This window comes from Pedobacter riviphilus, from assembly GCF_014692875.1.
GTDB lineage: Bacteria > Bacteroidota > Bacteroidia > Sphingobacteriales > Sphingobacteriaceae > Pedobacter > Pedobacter riviphilus.
In genome coordinates, this window is sequence record NZ_CP061171.1 from 48999 (window position 1) to 70536 (window position 21538).

Sequence of the window (21538 nt, forward strand, 5' to 3'; positions counted from 1 at the left end):
TAAAACGATGAAAAAGCTATTCTTGCTGTTGTTACTTATGGTAAGCGGCGGCCTTACTTTTAAAGCTCAGGCCCAGGTAAGTGTAAACATAAACATTGGGGCACAACCAGCATGGGGCCCGGTTGGTTACGATTATGTAGATTATTATTATCTGCCCGATATTGAGAGTTATTATTATGTACCTAAGAAACAGTTTATTTATATGGGTGCAGGAGGCTGGGTTTTTACCACCTCTCTTCCGCCAAGATATAGCGGGTACGACTTATATAACGGCTACAAGGTCGTAATTAACGCACGTCAACCTTACCGTTATTTCGAAACCCACAAAGTAAAATATGCGAAATTTAAAGGCAAACATGGGCAATCGGCAATAGGGAAAAGCAAAGGGCAGAAATATTCGCCGGCGAAAGGCAATGGTAATTTTTATAAAGAAAAGCCTTCAAAAGCACAACATTTTAACAAAGGAAACGGAAAAGGCCATGGAAATGGCAAAGGAAAACATTAGTTGTTTGTGTAATAAAGAAAGAAACCCTCCAAATTTGGAGGGTTTTCTTTTTTAATTTCTTTTTTGTTGTCCTGGAGCAAAAGGTCTGGCCGATTTTGAACCTGTTCCTTTCTTGGCTTGCCCTGGTGGAACTTTCCCACTGTTACCGGCAGTTCTGATGCTATAACAAGCACTGGTAAGTAACATTGCCGATAACGCTACAATTAGATATATCTGTTTCATAGTAATACAGTAAGCGATAACTGTGCCAATTGCTGCTATCTCATTAACATCTCGCTAAATGCAAAAATAAAACCGGTCTTTTTGGGCTTACGCTTTATAATTATCTATACCTATCAAAGAACGCGCGCTATAGATGGCGAAATTTACCTGATTCAAAATAGAACCTGCCAGATTCAAATCAGCGTATACAAGCAATGATTTAAAGCCTTTACTTTGAACTTAATAATTCAAACAAGCAGATGCGCAGCGCAGTCATATTTATCCTTTTCTATTTTTGCCAGATCTTTTGCTTTGCACAAAAGCTGGAGATGAACCTGGATAGCATTCACCCTGTTATCAAATACGATAAACATGGTGATTCTATTCGTAAATATTTCTCCAATACCTTCTATAGTCACAATTCAAGATTTACAGAACAAAATAACCTGTTAATCTCGGCCTTTTATTCCAACAAACTGGCAGTAAACTACAGGCATGTGCTGGAGAAAATACCACAATTAAAAACCTATTCCATTAAACAATCGGGGGTGTATGCTCAGGCTAGAGATAGTTATGCCGGTGTATTTGCTGTGCCCATATTTGATTCAACCGGGATTATCATCACCGTAAATGGCATTAATGCTCAAAATGCAGCTAAATACCAATTCAGGGTGCTGGAAAATAATAAAAAGGTGGTATTGCCATGGACAAGACCTAAAATATTTACCAACACGTATTGGATGACCAAAATTGCCAACTCTGCTAAAATAGATGATGTTACGGCTTATCTTGGACAGTTTAAAGGTGCTTATGGCAATGCCTTAACCTTCCAGGTGCGACAAACCGATCAGCCAGACAGTATCAAAACTTCGTTATCTGCCTACTGGGTAAAGTGGCAACCCAGGGTAGTTGGTGTATTCACATTTTCACAGCTCCCTGAGTTTCTAAGCATTTTTAAAGAACAATGGAAAGACCTAAGGATAAATGAAAAACCGGTGGACTGGACTAAGGATTCGACGCTCTTAAAACTGAAAAAGGAATTCCGTTACAATGAAAATAACCTGATCTTCTGTTTAGATGATTTCATCAAGTCTAAAAACATCATCGAATACAACCTTGTAAAAGGTGCCGATAGTACCGGCTGGGCAGTAAACGACTTTGATTTTAACCTGGTTTGGCTCAAGAACCTTTCGCCGGGTAAATACGATCTGCTTATCCGCTACAGCGTACAACGTACACACGTGTGCAAATACACGTTTACCATCCGCCCTGCCTGGTACCAAACCTTATGGGCCAAAATAGGCCTGTGTATGCTTGGTCTGCTGGCTATCGGTTTCATTGTACTCTTAAGGCGATCCGCCAAACAGACTGAAAAGCTGAAAGCTCAAGATACCTTAAAACAGTTGGTGCAAACCGAGCTCAAGTCTATCCGCTCGCAATTTAATCCGCATTTTGTGTTTAATGCACTGAGTTCCATACAAGGCCTGATCACCAAAAACGACTCAGAAAATGCTACCAAATACCTGATCGAATTCAGCAACCTGATGCGCGAATCGTTAAAAGCCACCAACAACGAATTTGTTAGTATATCAAGCGAAATAAAAATCCTGGAGAATTATTTAAATCTCGAAAAGCTACGCTTCGGCTTCAGTTATGAGATAAAGGCCAGCAGCCAGATAGATACCAATGCAATAGAAATTCCGAGTCTCTTTTTACAACCACTGGTAGAGAATGCAGTAAAACACGGGATATCTTCATTACAAGAGCAAGGAAGGCTTAGTGTCTTGTTTGATAAGATAGTCAATGATATGTCTGTTCAGGTGAGCGACAATGGTAGGGGATTCGATCAAAGCCACCAATCAAACGGATTTGGATTACAGCTCACTAAAGAAAGGATCAAGCTATTGAATCAAACACTTAATGCACAGCAGATTGAATTTTCTGTAAACCGAATACAAAATGAAACACAAGTTACCATCTACTTCAAAAACTGGTTAATATGATAAGAGCTGTAATAATAGACGACGAAAAAAACAATATCGAAAACATGGTAAGTTTGCTCAGGAAACATGAATTGCCTGTTGCCATTATAGGTTCGGCCACCAATGCCGATGATGCCATTTCGACCATTGTAGCTACTAATCCAGATTTATTGTTCCTGGATATACAAATGCCTGAGAAGAATGGATTTGATGTGCTGAAAGCATTGCCTCACTACCAGTTCGAGGTAATATTTGTAACCGCCTTCGATCAATACGGTATTCAGGCAGTGAAATTTTCTGCTATAGATTACCTGCTTAAACCAGTGAACCCCGAAGAACTAAAAACATCAATTCTAAAGGTTGAAGCCAAGCTGAACCAGCGTAAACAAAACTTTCAATTGGAAAACTTAATGGAGCTCATTAAGAATAAGGATGCCAAAAAAGACCACAAGCTGGCTCTGGCCTCAACTAAAGAAATCAGGTTTGTACATACCGATGAAATTATCCGCTGTGAATCGTCAAATACCTACACACAGTTCTATCTCGCTGACGGCAAAAACATCATGGTATCAAAGCCCATCTTCGAATACGAGGAAATGCTTGGCAATTACGACTTTATCCGCTGTCACCAGTCTCATTTAGTGAATTCCAAATTCATAAAAAGCTTAGTTAAAGAAGATAGTGGTTATCTGTTACTGAACGATGATACACGTATCCCCATTTCAAGAGGCAAAAAAGAAAATGTACTTAAAGCATTAAACACCATAAAAAAATAAAACCAAATTTAAATGAAACGGATCTTATATTTCTTATTACTGCTCAGCTGCACCCAGGTGTATGCACAAAGCAGCGGCCCTCTTCAAATGGAGGATGAAAAAATGAGCAGCTATCTTGCCAACCGCAAGCCAGCAACATTAACCATTCAGGTCAAAAATCTTCCTGATAGTATTAAAAAGGTTAAAATCGAATTAACGATGGTGCAGTTGGGTGTTGGTTTTCAGCTTAATAAATTTGTAGAAACAGATGCCACAGGACTATCAAAAGTTGTGCTCGATCAGAATTTACCTTATCAGCAAATCTGGTTAACCGTAGGGCCCTATCTCTACGCCGGAATTTATGTTAACTCAGGGTTAACCGTAGTGCTCGATGCAAAAAAACTAGAGAAGCGGGCATTTATGATTGCCGATGGTATTGAGTACCTGGGCGATGACGGAAAGCTGAATACCGTCATGAATAAAAACGTCCTTTTTAAACGGAAAGAAAAAGGAGATTTGGATAAAAGCCTCCAGAATTTAAGAAAGTTGAAAGAACAACATAGCGAAGAATCCTTCTTGTTGAAAATTGATTCAATAAAAAATGCATTACTAAAGATAGATGAAGAATTTATTGCCAATCATCCCGACTATGCATGGGCGATCAAAAACGAAACTTTATCAGGCTTTTACGGAAATATATGCGTAACCTATTGGGGCGACCTGATGCCAGTTAAACTTTTTAGCGAAGTTAGCAGCCATAAACCTTATTTTGTAAGTAATGATGGCTCCACTTTTTATCGGTACCTGCAAAGTTATTCTACGAATGGAAAACTGCCAAAAGGAAAAGGCTTGCCAGGTGCACTTGCATTGATGGATAGTTTGTACACTCCTCAGAAATCGGATTTACTGAAAATATTTCTTTTAGACACTTATAAAGACCTGTTTTCTACCGCTTATCCTACAATTATCAGTAGCATAACAACGCCATGGTGCAAAGGTATATCAACAAAAGAGTTGGCCAAAGCTAACCTTAATGAAAAAAAGGTAGAAAACTTGTTTGCCACATCAAAAAAACCAGATGACGCAAACATTGGCAAACCTTTAGCGAAACTACCTTTTGAGGCCGATCTTTACGAAGTAGATGAAAAAATAAAAGCCGAAGATTTACTGAGTAACCTAAAATCAAAATTCCCCAAAAAGGCACTGATCATCGATATCTGGGCTACCTGGTGTGGACCTTGTATAGCAGATCTGCCTTCGAGCAAAAGCTTACATGAAAAAAATAGAGATTTACCAGTGGCCTATATTTATTTGTGTACCACGGGCGGTTCTAATATAGATCTATGGAAAAAGAATATCGTCCAGATGGAGATCCCAGGTACCCACGTTTTCATCAATGAAAAAGTATTGGCCCAGTTAAGAACGATCCTCAATGCAGAAGGTGGATTTCCAACTTATGTAGCTGTCGACATGAATGGCAAAGCCAATTCAAAGGTGATTAGCCACATGGGAGCTTTGAATAGAGAAAGCCTCAAAAAAGTAGCGGGGCTTTAAACGATATCTTTCATTACATGTCAGTAGGGGTTTCAAGAGTTCTACAGGCAATATATTGTAGCAAGGAGTAGCTAGAGATTATCCTCTATAGGCTTGTAAAGTGAGGCTACTATCCCAGAAAATCCTTGGGGTAGGTTTGCTGATTGTATTTCAAGTCCATCTCTTTTAAAAACGCTTTCCGCTCTTCTGTTAGCTCAGGAATGGGTAGCGTTTGCCCAGGAAGAACAGGAGTGCCTATTTCATGAAATAGATTTTCCAGTCCGGCGGGTACTACTGTGCAAAGCAATCGTGCAGGTTTTTCGGAAGTATCTTTAAAGCAATGAACGGCTCCACCAAGAGGAATATTCACAAAGCCATCTTTTGAAACGGTTTGTTTACACTGCTTGTGCGAAATTTTTCTTCCTGCCATTGCTTTAACTGTCTGATTCAGGAATCAACCCACCACTTCAAATTAATCGAATTTAATGTGCTGTGAATAAAGTGAATACATTTACAGTACAAAATATGAGTACATTAGTGTTTATAATATTGTAGCCTGATGATAACATTTGAAGTATGAATGCCCTGGGAAAATCTGTTAAAAGAGTATATGTACTCTTGTTTGCACGGCGGATTTTTTATCCCGCGAATCTTTTTTTGTATAAGCTGAGTCTGTTCGGATTGGGTCTTAGGAATTATGAGAACGACACCGTGTCTGGCGAGAAAGCATTTATTAAGTTTTTGAAGGCGCTCAGAAAGTTTGATTCAGGGGCGATTCTAGACATTGGTGCCAATATAGGTAACTATTCGGTGATGCTGAGAAAGAATGGGGTTACCCAGCCAATCTTTGCTTTTGAGCCACACCCGGTGGCATTCAGTAAACTAAGTGAGGTCGCAGTGGCGTACAATTTCACAGCGGTGCCAGAGGGAGCAGGGGAAGCACATAGTATGGCTGCTATTTACGACTATCAGGGCGATGGCGGATCAGAACATGCCAGCATGTATAAAGGCGTAATAGAACATCTTCATAAGGGGAAAGCCGAGGAAGTAGCTATTGCCCTTACCACCATTGATGAATTTGTAGCGAAACATGATATTTCGAAGATCGCATTATTAAAGATCGATACAGAAGGTCATGAGCTGAGTGTGCTAAAAGGAGCCAGGCAAACCATCGCTGGCGGAATGGTGGAAGTTATACAGTTGGAATTCAATGAGATGAATATCATCTCCAGAACCTTTTTCAAGGATATTGTGGATGTGTTACCTGGATACGATTTTTATCGGATGTTGCCTGATGGGCTGAAAGCGCTGGGACCGTATAACAGCACGAACTATGAAATATTTTCTTTTCAGAATATTGTCGCGCTAAAGCAGCTTCATAACTAATAAGCGTTTTTATCTCCTTTGATCATATTCATCAGTGTCTGGAAAATGATCTGGCAATCTAGCCATATACTATAATTTTCAATATACCACAGATCAAAGTCAACACGTTTCTGCATCTGACCTTCGACCTTGGTTTCACCCCTGTAGCCGTTCACTTGCGCCCAGCCAGTAATTCCTGGCTTCACTACATGCCTTAGCATATAATTCTGTATGGTGTTTTTTGATTCCTGGTGTAATGGAATGGGATGGGGACGTGGCCCTACCAGTGCCATATCTCCTATTAAAACATTGAAAAATTGAGGAAGCTCGTCGAGATTTGTTTTCCGAAGGAACTTTCCTATCGGGGTAACCCTTGAATCGTTCAATGTGGCCTGAAGATATTGTCCGTTTGTGTTTATGGTAGCGCTGTTGCGTATCATCGAGCGGAATTTATAGCAGATTATTTTTTTGTTGTTTAAGCCCTGCCGCTCCTGTTTAAAAAAGACGGGACCAGGGGAAGAAAGTTTGATGAGCAGGCCAATGAAGGGAAATAGCCACCAGAAAACAGTAATGAAAAGTATGGTGGTGAGGCAAAGTTCAAAAATGCGTTTGAACCTTTGTTTGGCCGGATCATCCAGCGGAGAGGTACGGATCGTTAAAAGTGGAAATGTGCCGAATAAATTCATGCTAGCCGTTGAAGTGCAGAAGCGGTGGCAATCTGCTATAATCCTTACCCGCTTGGCTTCTTTTTCACTGGCGATAATAATTTTTTCCATTTCTGTATTCTGCGTTTCAGGTAAGGCTACAATAACATCGTCAATTTCATGATCTTCCAGGATTCTGGGGAGATCAGATATTTTACCCAGATACTGCCCGTTGAGATGGGGATTGGTTTGTTCATCTATAAATCCAACACACCTGTATCCGAAATGGTCGTTGGATGTAATGGTGTTATAGAATTTCATTCCGGTATCGCCTGTACCTATTATCAGGACATTTTTTATATTATAACCATTTGATCTCAGCCGCAGCAGTGATTGTTTTACAATGAATTTAATCACTGTAATGCCTATAAAGATTAAAAGAGCATGCAGTAAAGTAAAGGTTCTAGGATAAGGGTAGTATTTAAAACAATAGAAGAACAGGAATGTGAAGAAACAGGTATGAAGTAAGGTAGTTTTAAGAATAGCTATAAATTCGTAAGCGAACGACCTTGTTCTAAATTCCTCGTATAAATGGACCGACATCCCAATAATGGTCCATGAGGTGATACTTATACTAAACAGTAATAGGTTGAATAACGAAAAGAACACACTTCTCAAGCCAAAAATATAATGATAAATGCACAGAAATGCCAGTAGCAATATAAGATGATCTATCAGGAGTCTTACTAAGAAATTAATAGGAGAGCCAGTTTTCATTTTATGCGCGATTAGAGGATTATGAACAGGAACAGCTTATTCTTAATTAGTTTGGGATGGTGTTGAACACTTCCATAAATTGGTTTTCAATATGTGTGATGTCGAAATTTTTTTCTGCATATACACGGCCATTACGCCCCATTCTCCTTCGTAACACGGGGTCGGCTACCAGTTTCTCAATCAGTTGGAAAAAGCCTTGCAAATTATCCGGTGTAATACAATAGCCTACCTTATTATCTACTACAATAGCGGCGCTCAGGTTATCTGGGGGCATTGCGAGTACTATCGGTTTTTCTGCACACAGGTAAGCGAGTACTTTCGAAGGCACTGAGTAGGCGCTAGCATCATTTTCTAGTATAGCCAGCAGGATGTCTGCGGTGCCGAATACTAGGCTCATGTCTTGAAAATCCTGAAAGGGAAGTAACAGGAGATTGTCCAGCTGCTTTTTCTCTTTTTCTTTTTGCAGAAAATCTGCCCCTAAACCTTCGGAGATAATAATAAAAAGCACTTCTTTATGTTTGCGGAAATATTCGGCCGCGGCAGATAGTATGGATGGATTATGCTTTAATCCAAGTGTACCCGAATAAACTACACAGGTTTTATCAGCCACCTGGTGCCGGTTAGCCCATTCATTGTTCTTGCCTTTAAGTGTTATTTCAGGAAGAGGTGCCCAGTTGGGGATGTAGGTTACTCGTTTCGGATCAATCTTCCATTTTTGAAAGAGGTCATTAAAGGCCGGTGTAATACTGATCACATGTGTGCTTTTTCTCAGCAGTCCAGCTTCCAGTTTTTTGAAGTAGTACCATAGTGGGAAGCTCATAAAACCCAGTCGCTGTTTTGCAATCTGCTGAATGGCAATAGAATATATGTCCTGGCACCAGTATACAAATTTGATTCCCTTCCTGATGCAGTATTCTTGTAAATGCTGCTGCACAAATAATGGGGTTGTACTGCTTACCACCACGTTAGGCTGAAATGTTTTCAGTGTAGTGATGAGCTGCTGAGCGTATTCAATTTCCTGTTTCCGTCTTTTTAAAAGAGAATATTTTTCGAATTTACCTTTAATGGTAATGGGCAGTATGCTTAGGCCAGATCCTGAATGGTGAAGGTCTTCAAAGTTTCCTTTGGGCGATTGGAAGGAAACCGAATAAGCATACAATACCTGATGCCCGCTTTGTGCGAACTGCTTACTAAGCTGAAGGGTGAAGGCGTGGCCTGAGTGATCGTTAACTACAATTTTCATATGTTTTTCCTTTTATATAAAAGATCCATTTGTAGGATTTGTAATTTCTCAGATTGAAGGAAGCCTACAGGGGCAATGAATTCAAAACCCAGTTCTTTTACAAAATCATGCATTTCATCAAACAGAGGTTCACCATCATACATCTGAACAAAAGAGGTTTCAAATAACAGGTAATCAATTTGTGGCAGGCTGTTTATTGCACCTTTTAATACTTCCTTCTCAAATCCCTGTACATCCATTTTAAGTAATACCGGCGAGGTAAAGAGTATTTTGTGGTGCAGGTCATCCAATCGTTGTACAGGTGTTTCTATCTGGTGGGAAATGGCTGTTTTAGGGAGCATGTTTTTTTGCAGTGCAGATACATGCAGAGCCGAACTGGCATGAGAGTAAGCATTACTATAAAATTCAAGTGTTCCGCTTGAGTTGCCCAAAGCCATGTTATAAGTGCTAATGCTATTTAACCTGCTTGTATTACGTTGTAAAATCGAAAATACTTCAGGTAGCGGCTCGAAAGAATGTATATGTGCGCCAGGGTAGAAGTGATTTGCAGCTATTGCAAACTGGCCCTGATTAGCGCCTGCATCTATAATAGTACCTAGTACCGGTATGTAATGCCTACAGTTGTGCAGTATCAGCGTAGAAGCAACCGAGGCACCTTTTTCTGATAGCGCCCCGAGGCTCCTGCCTGAGGCCAGGAATACTTTTACAGCATCTGTTATTTTAAAAAGCATATTCATGTCGAAAATTTGAGGTTCCAGCAGTCTTTATAAAAATTAATTGTTTCTTGTACACTTTTGTTCCATGTAAATTGCTGCACCTGTTGCAGTCCCTGGGCAATCAGCCGTTGTTTAAATGTTTCATTCTCTAGTGCGCTGATCTTTTCAGCAAACAATAAGGGGTCTGGCCTGTCGGCCATTAGTCCGGCCTTGCCTACTACTTCGGGCATCGATGTCATATTGGTAGTTACTACAGGACAACCAGCTTTCATGGCTTCTCCCAGAGGAAATCCGAAGCCTTCATAAGCGGAAGTATAAAGAAGGCAGAAAGCATGATTATATAATATATTGAGATCGGACTGGCTTATTGTTTGGAAAATACGATAGCGCCCTGGTATTTTTTTGTTCATCATACCTATTTCTTTTTTATCCCATAGCTCACCACCTACCACTACCAGGTTGAAGGATGGGGGCAGCAGCTCTATTGTTTTTATTGCCGTAAAAAAATTCTTATAATTCCTGCGAGCACCTACATATAGGACAAATTTTTCACGGAGATCGATGTCAAGCGAACAGTTAGCCGGTTGCTGTTTGTTAATCGGGTAGAAGTTACCGATGCCATGATGGATCACTTTTATTTTCGCTGGGTTAATGCCAGGAAAAAAGTGAAGTAGTTCTTGTCGGGTACTATTTGAGATACATATGATACCATCGGCGCGTCTGATGCCATATGCCTTTTGCATTGTATTTGCCAGTCCTCGTGGGAACTTTGAGGCCAACTTCCGCTCATGGGCAAAATCATGCACGGTAAGGATATTTAGTATGTCCTTTTGAGGGGATATCCGTAGATATCCTCCATGAAAAATGGCAGCAGTAGGAAGGGTATAACGTAGCGGCAGATACCGAAGGTACTTTAAGGGTATCCTGCTCTCCTGGATACAATGGAAGCGGTTATAGTCTATTTTCTTTTCAAAAATATTGTCTGATTTTGGCCGTGCATTTAAAAAGCCTATTGAAAGCTCGCTGTTGCACATGCCAGACAGCAGTTCATACCAATAGGCAGATACACCGCCGGCTTTCTGAATGGAAAATACACTGTTGTCGAAAAATACCTGCATCTAAAATTGTCTTTATATCCACATGTGTAACATTACTGGGTTGCCAGATAAATAATGAATCCCCTTTACGAGATAATTGTATTCCGGTACCACGCTTTTAATCAAAGCGATCAGTTTTTCATAATCCTGTCCTTTATGATAGGTGGTGATCGCTATTTTCGGTTTGCCTGTGCGGATGGTTTCAATCGCACCCCTGATCATATCTTCCTCAAATCCTTCAATGTCCGCTTTCAGATAATCTATCATAATCCCTTTATCAGCGAAAAGACTATCGATGGTCACTACATCTACTTCAATCGCTTCACTGTTTTCACTGTGCTGACCAATGGTACCATTTAGGACAGTGTCATCGGAGGTCATGTTGATATATGCCTTTTGGCAGGTATCACCTGCCGCTACAGGCAGGATCACCACGTTATCTTTTTGTCCGAAAAGTTGCTGCAGGGAATCTATAAACAAGGGCAAAGGTTCCAGTATATAAATGCGACCGGCAGTGTACTGATGTCTAAAGGCAAAAAAACCTTCTGCACTGCCACAATCAACAACCACGTCTCCTGGCGCAATTGCTGTTTGCGGAATTTCGTAGTAATGCCAGTGTTGCGGCCTTGCTTCGGTTATGATCATGGCAAAACTGTAAAACGGTGCGGTTGCAGGGTAAATGAATAAGTCCTCATAACCTGTTATCTGGTAATAGCAGTATTTTTCGTCTTTATTTACCAAGGTGGCTTTTTCATTGGCCACCTTATACATCCGTGGTGAAAACAGGTGGTACAGCATTTCATGCCATGTCGTTCTCCTTCTAACCTTTTTATTGAAAAGGTAGTGATACAATAAAGACAGCCGGAATCGAATCCCCCAGAGCATACTATGTACTTTGTTCATGTCCATTTTCATTTATTGATTCGTTATATGCACAGAGTAATGCCACTATGACTAAAAAAAGATCGATCTGACTAAAAAAGAAACAAACAGCCAGATATGCCAGATAACTACGTTGAAAAGGTGGAGTCTCCTGCGCCGTTCTGGTTAGTATCAGGAAGAAGAAAAACAGGGAAACAGCACCGAATTCTGCCAGAATAAAGAACCAGCGCATATTTAGGTTCTGGCCGCCAATGCCTTCCACGCGGTTTTGATAACTCATCTGCCCGAAAAAATAACGCGGAGGAATGAAGGTGCTGTTTCCAGCTCCGTAACCGGATATAAAGAGATAAGGTTCATCCTTCAAAAAATCTACTACCGGTAGTTCCATATCCCGCTGCAGCGGAATCCCTAGGAAAATGTTATTTTTGCGCCATATCTCATTATTATAGCGGTAAGTGGATCTCTCAAGTAGCAGCCGATATACGGGATGGTTGCGGTTAGCCAGGTATTGTTTCATGAAATATTCCTTGGAGGCCGCAATGGCGAGGAAAATGCCAACGATCATGCCCATGGTGCCAATTATTTTCCATCTCACCGACATCAATTTTGGCAGACAGAAAAAAAGAAGACCACCAGCCATGATATTAACCCAAAAGGTTTGCGAAGAGGTGAGTATACCTACAACAAACATTACCGCGGCCGCCCTGTAGTTCCGATCTCTCAAGAAAAAGGGAATGGCTAAAGAAAGAAAGGCGCTGAATATTTTAGGTTCGGAGAACAGGGCCTGTACGCGAACCCCGAGCGGGCCATTGATTTCCATGATTAGGTAACGGCTTTGAAGCCCTAAAAGCTCGCTAAGTTCTACATTCTGGAAAACGAGCTGTACTACAATCTGGATTGCGGCTATGATACAGGATATAACCGCAATTTTTTTTATGCTATTGGCAAATTTTTCAAATGAAAGCTGTCCTCTTTCCTGCACGATCTTGGCGCCAATGGCAAATAAAGGCAGATAGGTTTTGAGGTAAAAATAAATGGGCTTGGTATAAAAAGCGTACAACCTGCCACCAGGATAATTAAAAGGATCTTTGTAAAATTGTGTGATCAGGAATACCACAATACTAGATAGCAGGGGCAATATCAATAAAAAGAGATATTCTTTCCGGATGTATTGCTTGCCGGTAAATAACTGATGCGCCTGTTCTACAAAGATATAAATGCCAACAAAAAAAGTAGCTGTAAAAGTAGGCCCGATTACAAGCATGGTATAGGCTTCTGTTGCAAAGGCGTAGAGTAGCGTATCGATAATAGAGATCCGCTTGTTATAGTACAGGTATAGCAGTGTTACGGCAATAACCAGGGGCATGCTTTCTCTGAAACATTCCACGAATAAATTACTGCTCTGAAGACTGCTGTATCCGGTTTCCATATTAATTTATCAATCTGTAAATACGTTTGCACTGGTTGAATAGCCACATATTGTTTTGCACCATTTTTTTGATCCTTATATAAAATTTGCCTGGGTTATATAACGTTTTGAGGCTATGCCTGTCTGCTTCTTCATCGATGTTATAGCTGTTGGGGTGCTTTATTTCTGTTATTTCGCCATATTGTATCTTGCTAAACCACACGGGAACGGAGTGGGTGTGGGTAGCGTTTTTGCCATAACCGATATTTTTGACAAGACTGATATTGGGCGTGATTACCAATCCCTTATTGAACCACACGCTCATAAACCATTGGATATCCCAGGTATCTGTTTGGGCATTGTTTACGGATTGCAGTTCTGACTGCAGGAAGCTGTTGAGACCCTGTCTGGAAGCATTCTCGTAGCGCTGAAGGCTGAAGTCGTAATGCCGCCAGGCACGCCGCCAGCTTGCCCATCCCCACACGTGTGCATAGCGCGAAAAATAGTAGGAGCCATTTCCCCTCAGCATGCCCGCCTGGTAGTTGCTTCCGTTAACATGCATAATATTCTTGTTCAATCGGTATTTTTCTAACATCGCCTTACAGAAAGAGAAGAAGGTTGGATTCGGCAAACAATCATCTTCCAGGATAATGCCTTCTTCTACATTGTTAAAAAACCAGTCGATGGCGGTGCTTACCGCTTTCCCACAGCCCAGGTTATCGGGGCGGAATAGGGTTTCTACCTTACAAGGCCAGTCGATGCCATTTAAGATCGTTGTTCTGGTGGTTTCGCACAGCGCAGCTTCTCCAGGCTGATCGGCCCGGGGACCATCGGCAGCAATAAACAATCGTTCAGGCTGCTGCAGCCTGATCTGCCCGAATATCAGCAATGCTTGTTCGGGACGGTTAAATACCAGAAGTAAGATCGGCGTGTGTAACATTATTTTGTTGCCTCCAATGCAACGGCATTATTAAATCTAATTTCTTCTTCTACCAGTTTAAACATGGGATCTGGGCTGTCGTTAAACGCACAATTTCTGATGTTTTTAAACCCTGCGGCAGCAAGCTGATGCGTTAAGGAAAGGTGGTCCCACATGTACAGGTGTTCGCGGTTACCTAGGGCCAGCTGTATCAGCTGTTTCAGCCCCCTGATCCTTTTTTCTTTTCCCAACAGTGTTTCTCCCATAAAAGCGGTATTGGCTTTAGGGTCATTGTTTGAGAGTTGCTCGAGATATCTCTTTGCAGCACCAGCAAGATCTGGCAGTACGCACCTGAAGTAACCGCCGGGCTTCAGCATCCGAAAACTATTCCTGATCGCCAGAAGGCAGTCGTTATAGGCCAGATGCTCCAGTACATGCGAACAGTAAATGCCATCGCAAGCGTTATCCTCTATGCCTGGAAGGCCTTTCAGTATATCGCCCAGTAAAACGCCAGGGTGGAAAGATACATGCATGGCCGGCGCGAGCAATTTCCCAATCAGGGGAATCCGCTGGATCCTGAGTGTGGGCGATGCATCGTAGTTTTTCCAGCCATCTGGTGCTGAAAAAGGGCCACTGCCATATTGTACGTATAACTTGCTTCCAGACATATTATGTGTGTTATGTGTGCATATTTTTAAAAATGTATGTGTAATAGGTTTTGGCAAACAAGCTATAGCCTATCTGTTGCATAAATTGGTATAATTCGCTGCTCTCTGGCTGGAATACCTCGAAGGGAGGCGATTCGGCCAGTACATACTCCGGTTTGTATTTGTTCCAATTGTTAGATCGAAGTACTTCTAAATCGAGCCCTTCGGCATCGATGGTGAGAAAGTCGATGGTCGTATCTTTTGCCAGGTATTCATCCAGGATATCAGCCAGTGGCCAGGTTTCGATCTTCTTTTCTGCAATTACATGGTATCTCGCTGCCTGCGAGTATTCTTTTACTTTTTCAGGAGAAAAAGTGTTTAAAGCAGGTTCGTTAAATATGAAATAGGTGAGTTGCTGTTTTACTGCAGATACGCCCATTTCAAGGTTAATATCTTTAGGCCGATGCCTGTTAAATACGGCCATTGAACCTGGCATAGGATCGATGTTGATACCAGTCCAGTTCTGCTTGTAAAGCAGGTAGGTATTGGATACCCTAAAGGGATGATGTGCGCCCACATCTACATAAACACCATGTTGCTTTTTATCAAAGATCCTTTTTAAGATCATATCTTCTCCTTCTGAGCTGTAAGCACGCACACCGTAACTGAGCCGGGGAAATAGCGTGGTGACTATTTTTGATGCTATATTTTTAATGCTGCTCATTTGGCATAACGTTTTTGGTGAATAATTTGCTGGTAAAAATCCTGAGACTGTTATTTAACTGTTTGATATCTGAAAGCACCAGTATGGGGTTGAACATTTTTTTTGTGATCAGAAAACCCTGTCCACTTTTGTCTAGCAATAGCAATACACCAAATACAGTAAAGTAAGCCGCTACCGTGGCAATTGCCGCACCAATACCGCCATAGCCGGGTATTAAAAAGATGTTAATGGCTACATTAACAATCAAACCATACAGGTTGGCGTACAGATAGATCTTATATTCCCTTCTACGAAAAGATATTGCACTAAAACGATGCACAAGAAAACGGGAATACCTGCCCATACATGTATCATCAGCATCCAGGAAGCAGCCCTATAGCTGTCACCGTACAGGAACGGAATAATCAGGTGTGCAGTTAGTGTAACCAGTGTAGCAATAGCTGCGCTGAGCCAGAATGATAATCGGAGCCATTTTTCCAACGTCAACAGGTAAGCGTTTTGGCTGATCTTTTTCTTTTGTATGAGACCCGGCAGTATGGCTACAGATATCACCGTAGGAATGGCATACCATAATTCAGAGATCCGCGCAGCACCTACATACTTACCCAGTTCGGCAGGGTTAGAAAGCACGTCCAACAATACCAGGTCTATCTTCATAAACAATACTACCACCAGGTTTGATAGGATCAATGGCCAGCTTTGTAACAGCAGCGCTTTGGCCAGCGACCGATCGATCTTAAGGGTAAAATCTGGGGCATTATGGTAACTAAATACCATTATAATGATGAGATAGGTGAGGAATAATTCGATAACTGATGCCCACAGAAATGCCATCAGGGTACCGCCAAGAAATATAATGACGAGCTTTACTATACAGAAAGTAATGAATACGGCCACTTTTGGGATGATTACTCTTTTTACCTGGTTTTTTGCCTGGTAGAAATAATCAAGTACATCAAAGGATTGCAGGATGATAATCAGTGCAGAAAAAATGGTACAGTATAAATAAAGCTGCTGATGTTTTCGGGCAAATAGTACAATGCCTATGCTGATGACCATACAGATTGTACTGACACTGATCCTCATTAAAATAACAGTGGCCACAATAGTTCCCTGTCTTTGCTCATTATTAATAATTTCTTTTACAGCGAGCCTGTCCATTCCAAGAATGGCCACACTTCCTATAATTGTGGTAAGTGCGAGCGTATAGTTCCATATCCCGAATTCTTCAGGGCCCAGGTGCCGGCCAATAAGTGCCATAATGATAATGCCCGGAAAAGTTTACTGAGCTTATCAATCAGGAGCCAACCGCTATTTTCAAATAGTTTATACAATGCGCTGTTTTATTTTTTTAACCAATGATGACCATGTACCTTTATGTTGTTTATTTTCTGCGTATGAATACTGATCGTAATAGGAATGGAAAGTATCCTGTTCTATGCCGTTAAAGATGATCCCTATTTTTTTGAAGAAGCCTTTCACCAGGTTTTCCGATACTGCTGACAGTTTAGATTTCAGTGTGAAATTGTACCGCACCACAAACAGGGCACAATCTATGAGGTTTGAAATGCTTTTAGCATCGGATACAATGCCGATAGGTGACATATCAATAATTACATAGTCGAAGCGGCCCTTCAGCTGGTTCAGCAGGTCTGTCATACGCTCTCCTTCAATCAGCTCAATTGGATTGGGCGGAATAGCGCCCGAAGAAACGAGGTAAAGCTCTTCTGTACCTGGTATTTTTTTAATAATCTCTTCCAGGGTTTTATTGCCGATGATATAATTGGTTACACCAACATTATGATCCAGCCCGAAGAACTGTGAAAGCTTAGGGTTCCTGAGATCGAGTTCAACCAGTACCACTTTTTTATCACCCACCGTTAATGAATTTCCAAGATGGGCCGACAGGAATGTTTTCCCCTCACCCGAAACGCTTGAAGTGAGCAGGATAGTAGGCGTACCGATAACTCCTGTAAGCAGAAATTTTAGGTTTGTACGCATGTTAAATGCCTGTTCTACCAGTATTGACCTGTTATGGAGTGACATGTCGTGTGGCTTGTCATCTTGCTGATAAATTTCGGCGATCATAGGGAGATCGAACACCTGTTCAATTTCTTTTTTATTGAGTACCCTAGGGTTTAAGAAATATTTAAAATAAATATAGGCACTGGCAAGCACCAGCCCAGCGGCAATAAAGCCAATAAATACAATGGCTTTTTTTGGAGAAATGGGCTTTTCGGGCACAAAAGCTGGAGCAATCACTTTATTGTCTACCACATTGCTGGCATAGGCAACTGATGCTTCTTCTTTCTTTTTTAACAAGTAAAGATACAGGCTTTCCTTTACGCCCTGTTGCCTTTTGATGTTGATGTATTCTTTTGTGTAGGTCGGTATATTGGCTATTTTCCCCTGTATCTGGTTTACTTTACGCTGTGTTTCTTTTTGTACCACGCCCGCGTTCCGTCTGTACCCGGAGATATAATCGCTGATGGTTTTCCGGGTATCGGCAATCTGCGATTCCACGTTTTTCAGGATTTCGCTGGTAGGTTTGAGGGAGAGCGACAAGCGTTTCTTTTCTTTCAGCGCTTCCTCATAACGGTTGATCATAGAAGTTAATGTTTGATCAATATTGCCTAGCACGGGTGCAAAGGGGTAATTGCTAGAAGGATTGTTTACATATCTTTCCACTTGATCAAGAACTGAAAGTTGCATATTGGCTTCACTGAGCCGGATATCTGCTTCTTTTACCTGTTCAAGTGCCAGTTTAGAGCTCGCATCAATATCTGTGATGCCCCTCTGGATCTTGAAATTTTCTTCCTGTTTTTCAAGCAGTCCCAGTTCTTCTTTTAACGAATCGATCCGCACCCCCAGAAAATGAATGGTTTTAAAGGCAGTCCTGTTCTTGTCATCAAGGGTATATTCATTATAGGCATCGAGCAGAGCATTGAGGAAATTGGCGGCCCTTTCGGGCACAGGATCGCTGTAGCTAACCATTATTACGGTAGCATCACGGTTCACAAGCGCCGCGCCTATTTCTTCTATTTTGTCATAAGCACATTCTGCAACCGAGTCTATCTTGATCTGGAATGTATTTGCCAGATCAGCGGTAGCCTTTGGAGCGTAGTTGATCACGAATTTATCTTTCGCCACGGTGAATGCTTCGCCGGGTTTGACGGTTAACTGCCTGCTGGTATCGGCAGTAGTGTTTACCTGTTTTATTTTTAGCAGGTTGTTTTCACGCGTGACATCAAAAACATAAGAGCCTACTTTTGAACTGTCGCTCAGTACGCGGATAGTAAGTGGTGGACGGCCATATATTTCTTCATTTTTTACCGTTCCTTTTATATAATACCGGATGTTAAAGCCATTAGCTGCAATCACTTTTTCTACCAGGATAGGAGATTTCAGCACCTCCATTTCATTTTCAATATTTTTACCGCTGTTGAAAAGAGATAGTGATTTGAGCGCATCCATTTCTTCCCCACCGCCTTTTTTTTCATCCTTTAGGTATAGTTTAGCGCTCGACATGTACATTGGTTTCTTGTATTTCATGTAAAGCATGCCGCCTGCCACCATAGCCAACAGTACCAAAAGGTATAGGGGCCAGTGAAATAGCATCTTCTGAAAGAGATCGTTCAGATCTATTACCGAGTTTTTATTATTTGTTGTTTTTTGCTGATTCATAAGGCGATCACTTATTTAAAATGACAATCGTGGTAATCAATGATATCACGCCTATGATGGCAGGCAGGAGCTGAACTGTTTTAGATGTGGCAAACTTGCGATCGGGGCCCGGCTTAACATAAATCACATCATTATTTCGGAGATAATAATAATCAGAGGAGAGTGTTTTGCTATCGTTCAGGTTTACTGACGTATACTTTTTGATTCCATTGATTTCGCGGATGATCATAATGTCGTCCCGTTTGGCCGTGATGTTCAGGTCGCCTGCCATGCTCAGTACATCCAGTATAGAAGCTCTTTCTGCTCCTATGCGGAAGGAACCTGGATGGGCCACATCACCCAGAACAGATACCCTGAAATTTACCAGCCGTGTAGATACGTAAGTGCTGCGCACTGTTTTATCCAATTCTTGCGATACCAGGTCGTTAATGGCTGTTGTTGTTTTATTCTTTACGTTTATTTTCCCGATCACCGGTAAGGTTATAATGCCTACGCTGTCTACCAGGTATCCCTGCTCTAGGCCGCTACCAGAGGCTGGGCCAGAAGCAGCCACATTGGGGTTAAACATTTGTGATACTTCTTTATCAAGCGTGGTGATGGTGATTTGCAGGATATCACCAGGCTGTATTTTAAGTTGTTGCATGCGGTGAAGGGAATCTGTCCCGGTAACCGCCGCAATGTCATTAAAGTAAGTGAGTTTCCGGGTGTTTGCGCATCCCGTAACAATTAGCAAGGCCAGGATCAGTGGTAAGCTAAATTTTAATTTCATATCTAGTAATTAATTTATCAATGCAGTATTGTGTAAAAATGCTTGTGAATGTGGGAACTTTACTGCCAACTATTCACTACACGCCATCCGAGGTTGGAATCGGCTCCCAACCACAGAAGTTTATTATGTTTTTACTTCAACCCCAGCTATGCTTAGGTTTGAACTTTTAGTTTTATAGAATTTTTCCCTGATTTTTTCTTGGGCAGGCAACTCGAAATAATAGTAGATCATTAGGCTCAGTGGCAGAAGAATCAGGAAAAAGATCAGTAAAGTAACAGGCGATCGGAGTACCAGACGGTTGATATGAAAAGCATCAACTATGAGTACGAAAATGACCTGTAGCGAAAAATGGATTAAATACATGGCATAGCTGCAATTACCAAGCAATGCCCATTTCTTGTTAATCGTACCCTTGCTGGTTTCCCACAGTGTTAAGACGAGAATGGTGCAAGGCGACACTAGCGTTCTGAAAACAAAGTTTTTGCCCAGTCCAAAAGCTGTTTCTGCCGAGTCGAGGGTTTTGTTGGGAAATGTATGTAGATACTGCTTTATAAATATACCTCTAAGGAATCCAAAATAATACTCGGCAAAGAGTAGAACCCAAAGTAATCCGGTGAAGATGATCAGAGGCGACAGGTGTTTTTTTGTCCTGTTTTCTTTAAGCATCCAAACATAGAGGTAATAAACCAGTGCGCCTAAAAAGAAAGAGTACATACCTTTTCCGATAAGGGTAAAATAATATTGTAAAAATATTCCCAGGGGCATAAGGAAGAATAACAGCCATTTTTTATTTTGCAGTTTCAGGTAACAGATTACGAAGAATGCTAAATAAAGAAATACTTCTACAGAAACCGACCATGATGGTCCGTTAAAAGAGGCACCTTTCTCAATTCCCCAGCTTTGGATAAAAAGGAGGTTCAATATAAAATGATAACCATCGTTATAATGAATAATAAAGTAATGACCTACATTTTTGAACATCAGCCATTGGAGTGCCGCCATCGATAATAAGGTAATCAGGTGGATGGGATAGAGCCTGCTCATCCGGAAGACCATAAATTTACCGAAGTTCATTTTCATGGTGGCAATCCGCTCGGCATACAGCCAGAAAAAAATGAACCCCGAAAGGAGAAAGAACAAATCGACTGCGATTACACCGTCATTATAGATGGCCGATAGATAAGGATAGAACGGAAGTGCCGTTTTCTCAAAGCCACCCTTTACCCAGATATCGTTTGCATAATAAAAGAATTGCCAGTGATATAGAATAACTACTATGGCCGCAAGGCCTCTAATGGCATCGAGAGTGTAAAAATGCTTGGGAGGACTTTGATTTGTAGTCATGCAGGGATCTGAATGGTAAAAAAACAATCGGCAATGCTCAAACTTATTATACAAACCCAATTTAATTTATAAAGCTGATAGTTTTGATTTTGAGTGGGTTAATGAATAGAATGAACAAAATAAAAAGAGGTTGGTGTGAATTATATTTTACATCAAGGTGCTCTGTTGTTGTAAAATAAGTACAATGGTTTGCTAATTAAACAGATAATGTTAATGGTTCATCATAAATTGCCAGTTATTCAAAAGCAGGGGCACAGCGCTGATAATAACTTTGTATCTGATGGAGAAATCTTAGTCTTTGATTTTGGGATATTCTTCGAAGGTAGAATCGGCGAGGGCATAT

At 41.2% G+C, this 21538-nt stretch carries 21 protein-coding genes; 5 read left to right on the forward strand and 16 right to left on the reverse strand.

Going from position 1 to position 21538, the window contains the following annotated elements; all coding sequences use genetic code 11:
- The first annotated feature begins 7 nt into the window (after positions 1 to 7).
- Positions 8 to 505, forward strand: coding sequence for a hypothetical protein (locus tag H9N25_RS00245; RefSeq protein WP_190327540.1), 498 nt, complete (start codon positions 8 to 10; stop codon positions 503 to 505).
- A 51-nt stretch (positions 506 to 556) separates the two neighbouring features.
- Here the strand turns inward: H9N25_RS00245 and H9N25_RS00250 are convergent, their stop codons facing one another.
- Positions 557 to 727: a hypothetical protein gene (locus tag H9N25_RS00250; protein ID WP_167292783.1), complete on the reverse strand. Its 171-nt coding sequence runs from the start codon at positions 725 to 727 to the stop codon at positions 557 to 559.
- A gap of 239 nt (positions 728 to 966) precedes the next feature.
- Here H9N25_RS00250 and H9N25_RS00255 point away from each other — a divergent pair, with 239 nt between their 5' ends.
- The 3 genes from H9N25_RS00255 to H9N25_RS00265 are packed head-to-tail and all read left to right on the forward strand — an operon-like array spanning position 967 to position 4997.
- Positions 967 to 2709: a sensor histidine kinase gene (locus H9N25_RS00255; protein ID WP_190327541.1), complete on the forward strand. Its 1743-nt coding sequence runs from the start codon at positions 967 to 969 to the stop codon at positions 2707 to 2709.
- Positions 2706 to 3464, forward strand: a complete 759-nt coding sequence (locus H9N25_RS00260; protein WP_190327542.1) for a LytR/AlgR family response regulator transcription factor — start codon at positions 2706 to 2708, stop codon at positions 3462 to 3464. The genes H9N25_RS00255 and H9N25_RS00260 overlap by 4 nt, the downstream gene beginning before the upstream one ends.
- Before the next feature lie 12 nt (positions 3465 to 3476).
- Positions 3477 to 4997: a TlpA family protein disulfide reductase gene (locus tag H9N25_RS00265; RefSeq protein WP_190327543.1), complete on the forward strand. Its 1521-nt coding sequence runs from the start codon at positions 3477 to 3479 to the stop codon at positions 4995 to 4997.
- A gap of 109 nt (positions 4998 to 5106) precedes the next feature.
- On the opposite strand, the gene H9N25_RS00270 is transcribed toward H9N25_RS00265, so the two are convergent.
- A complete protein-coding gene (locus tag H9N25_RS00270; RefSeq protein ID WP_223833517.1) occupies positions 5107 to 5406 on the reverse strand; it encodes a cupin domain-containing protein in 300 nt (99 codons plus the stop codon).
- A gap of 146 nt (positions 5407 to 5552) precedes the next feature.
- On the opposite strand from H9N25_RS00270, the gene H9N25_RS00275 reads away from it, so the two are divergent.
- Complete coding sequence (locus H9N25_RS00275; protein ID WP_190327544.1) at positions 5553 to 6362, forward strand: FkbM family methyltransferase; 810 nt, start codon at positions 5553 to 5555, stop codon at positions 6360 to 6362.
- Here H9N25_RS00275 and H9N25_RS00280 read toward each other — a convergent pair.
- The 14 genes from H9N25_RS00280 to H9N25_RS00345 form a co-directional block, all read right to left on the reverse strand.
- Positions 6359 to 7762 (reverse strand): undecaprenyl-phosphate glucose phosphotransferase, encoded by a 1404-nt coding sequence (locus H9N25_RS00280; RefSeq protein ID WP_190327545.1) that lies wholly within the window; start codon positions 7760 to 7762, stop codon positions 6359 to 6361. The genes H9N25_RS00275 and H9N25_RS00280 overlap by 4 nt on opposite strands.
- 46 nt (positions 7763 to 7808) lie before the next feature.
- Complete coding sequence (locus tag H9N25_RS00285) at positions 7809 to 9005, reverse strand: glycosyltransferase family 4 protein (RefSeq protein WP_190327546.1); 1197 nt, start codon at positions 9003 to 9005, stop codon at positions 7809 to 7811.
- Entirely contained in the window at positions 9002 to 9742 is a 741-nt protein-coding gene (locus H9N25_RS00290; protein WP_190327547.1) for an FkbM family methyltransferase, read from the reverse strand. The genes H9N25_RS00285 and H9N25_RS00290 overlap by 4 nt, the downstream gene beginning before the upstream one ends.
- Positions 9739 to 10839, reverse strand: a complete 1101-nt coding sequence (locus H9N25_RS00295; RefSeq protein WP_190327548.1) for a glycosyltransferase family 4 protein — start codon at positions 10837 to 10839, stop codon at positions 9739 to 9741. The genes H9N25_RS00290 and H9N25_RS00295 overlap by 4 nt, the downstream gene beginning before the upstream one ends.
- 12 nt (positions 10840 to 10851) lie before the next feature.
- Positions 10852 to 11721 (reverse strand): FkbM family methyltransferase, encoded by an 870-nt coding sequence (locus H9N25_RS00300; protein WP_190327549.1) that lies wholly within the window; start codon positions 11719 to 11721, stop codon positions 10852 to 10854.
- Positions 11705 to 13129, reverse strand: a complete 1425-nt coding sequence (locus H9N25_RS00305) for a hypothetical protein (RefSeq protein WP_190327550.1) — start codon at positions 13127 to 13129, stop codon at positions 11705 to 11707. The genes H9N25_RS00300 and H9N25_RS00305 overlap by 17 nt, the downstream gene beginning before the upstream one ends.
- Position 13130: 1 nt before the next feature.
- A complete protein-coding gene (locus H9N25_RS00310) occupies positions 13131 to 14048 on the reverse strand; it encodes a nucleotide-diphospho-sugar transferase (RefSeq protein ID WP_167292799.1) in 918 nt (305 codons plus the stop codon).
- A complete protein-coding gene (locus H9N25_RS00315) occupies positions 14048 to 14695 on the reverse strand; it encodes a class I SAM-dependent methyltransferase (protein ID WP_190327551.1) in 648 nt (215 codons plus the stop codon). The genes H9N25_RS00310 and H9N25_RS00315 overlap by 1 nt, the downstream gene beginning before the upstream one ends.
- A 10-nt stretch (positions 14696 to 14705) precedes the next feature.
- Positions 14706 to 15398 carry an FkbM family methyltransferase gene (locus H9N25_RS00320; protein WP_167292801.1) on the reverse strand — a complete coding sequence of 231 codons (693 nt, stop codon included), beginning with the start codon at positions 15396 to 15398 and terminating at the stop codon, positions 14706 to 14708.
- On the reverse strand, positions 15385 to 15645 hold the full coding sequence (locus H9N25_RS00325; protein WP_190327552.1) for a polysaccharide biosynthesis C-terminal domain-containing protein: 261 nt from the start codon (positions 15643 to 15645) through the stop codon (positions 15385 to 15387). The genes H9N25_RS00320 and H9N25_RS00325 overlap by 14 nt, the downstream gene beginning before the upstream one ends.
- On the reverse strand, positions 15642 to 16658 hold the full coding sequence (locus H9N25_RS00330; protein WP_190327553.1) for a flippase: 1017 nt from the start codon (positions 16656 to 16658) through the stop codon (positions 15642 to 15644). Before H9N25_RS00330 ends, H9N25_RS00325 begins: the two co-directional genes overlap by 4 nt.
- 66 nt (positions 16659 to 16724) lie before the next feature.
- The gene (locus H9N25_RS00335) at positions 16725 to 19082 is read right to left on the reverse strand and encodes a GumC family protein (protein WP_190327554.1); all 2358 of its coding nucleotides are present in this window, start codon (positions 19080 to 19082) and stop codon (positions 16725 to 16727) included.
- Positions 19083 to 19089: 7 nt separating this feature from the next.
- Entirely contained in the window at positions 19090 to 19851 is a 762-nt protein-coding gene (locus tag H9N25_RS00340; RefSeq protein WP_167292804.1) for a polysaccharide biosynthesis/export family protein, read from the reverse strand.
- 123 nt (positions 19852 to 19974) lie between these two features.
- Positions 19975 to 21195, reverse strand: coding sequence for an acyltransferase family protein (locus H9N25_RS00345; RefSeq protein ID WP_167292805.1), 1221 nt, complete (start codon positions 21193 to 21195; stop codon positions 19975 to 19977).
- Positions 21196 to 21538: the final 343 nt, after the last annotated feature.

Coding starts and splice junctions, on each gene's coding strand:
- H9N25_RS00245 (WP_190327540.1), top strand. CDS start 8: ATGAAAAAGCTATTCTTGCTGTTGTTACTTATGGTAAGCGGCGGCCTT.
- H9N25_RS00250 (WP_167292783.1), bottom strand. CDS start 727: ATGAAACAGATATATCTAATTGTAGCGTTATCGGCAATGTTACTTACC.
- H9N25_RS00255 (WP_190327541.1), top strand. CDS start 967: ATGCGCAGCGCAGTCATATTTATCCTTTTCTATTTTTGCCAGATCTTT.
- H9N25_RS00260 (WP_190327542.1), top strand. CDS start 2,706: ATGATAAGAGCTGTAATAATAGACGACGAAAAAAACAATATCGAAAAC.
- H9N25_RS00265 (WP_190327543.1), top strand. CDS start 3,477: ATGAAACGGATCTTATATTTCTTATTACTGCTCAGCTGCACCCAGGTG.
- H9N25_RS00270 (WP_223833517.1), bottom strand. CDS start 5,406: ATGGCAGGAAGAAAAATTTCGCACAAGCAGTGTAAACAAACCGTTTCA.
- H9N25_RS00275 (WP_190327544.1), top strand. CDS start 5,553: ATGAATGCCCTGGGAAAATCTGTTAAAAGAGTATATGTACTCTTGTTT.
- H9N25_RS00280 (WP_190327545.1), bottom strand. CDS start 7,762: ATGAAAACTGGCTCTCCTATTAATTTCTTAGTAAGACTCCTGATAGAT.
- H9N25_RS00285 (WP_190327546.1), bottom strand. CDS start 9,005: ATGAAAATTGTAGTTAACGATCACTCAGGCCACGCCTTCACCCTTCAG.
- H9N25_RS00290 (WP_190327547.1), bottom strand. CDS start 9,742: ATGAATATGCTTTTTAAAATAACAGATGCTGTAAAAGTATTCCTGGCC.
- H9N25_RS00295 (WP_190327548.1), bottom strand. CDS start 10,839: ATGCAGGTATTTTTCGACAACAGTGTATTTTCCATTCAGAAAGCCGGC.
- H9N25_RS00300 (WP_190327549.1), bottom strand. CDS start 11,721: ATGAACAAAGTACATAGTATGCTCTGGGGGATTCGATTCCGGCTGTCT.
- H9N25_RS00305 (WP_190327550.1), bottom strand. CDS start 13,129: ATGGAAACCGGATACAGCAGTCTTCAGAGCAGTAATTTATTCGTGGAA.
- H9N25_RS00310 (WP_167292799.1), bottom strand. CDS start 14,048: ATGTTACACACGCCGATCTTACTTCTGGTATTTAACCGTCCCGAACAA.
- H9N25_RS00315 (WP_190327551.1), bottom strand. CDS start 14,695: ATGTCTGGAAGCAAGTTATACGTACAATATGGCAGTGGCCCTTTTTCA.
- H9N25_RS00320 (WP_167292801.1), bottom strand. CDS start 15,398: ATGAGCAGCATTAAAAATATAGCATCAAAAATAGTCACCACGCTATTT.
- H9N25_RS00330 (WP_190327553.1), bottom strand. CDS start 16,658: ATGGCACTTATTGGCCGGCACCTGGGCCCTGAAGAATTCGGGATATGG.
- H9N25_RS00335 (WP_190327554.1), bottom strand. CDS start 19,082: ATGAATCAGCAAAAAACAACAAATAATAAAAACTCGGTAATAGATCTG.
- H9N25_RS00340 (WP_167292804.1), bottom strand. CDS start 19,851: ATGAAATTAAAATTTAGCTTACCACTGATCCTGGCCTTGCTAATTGTT.
- H9N25_RS00345 (WP_167292805.1), bottom strand. CDS start 21,195: ATGACTACAAATCAAAGTCCTCCCAAGCATTTTTACACTCTCGATGCC.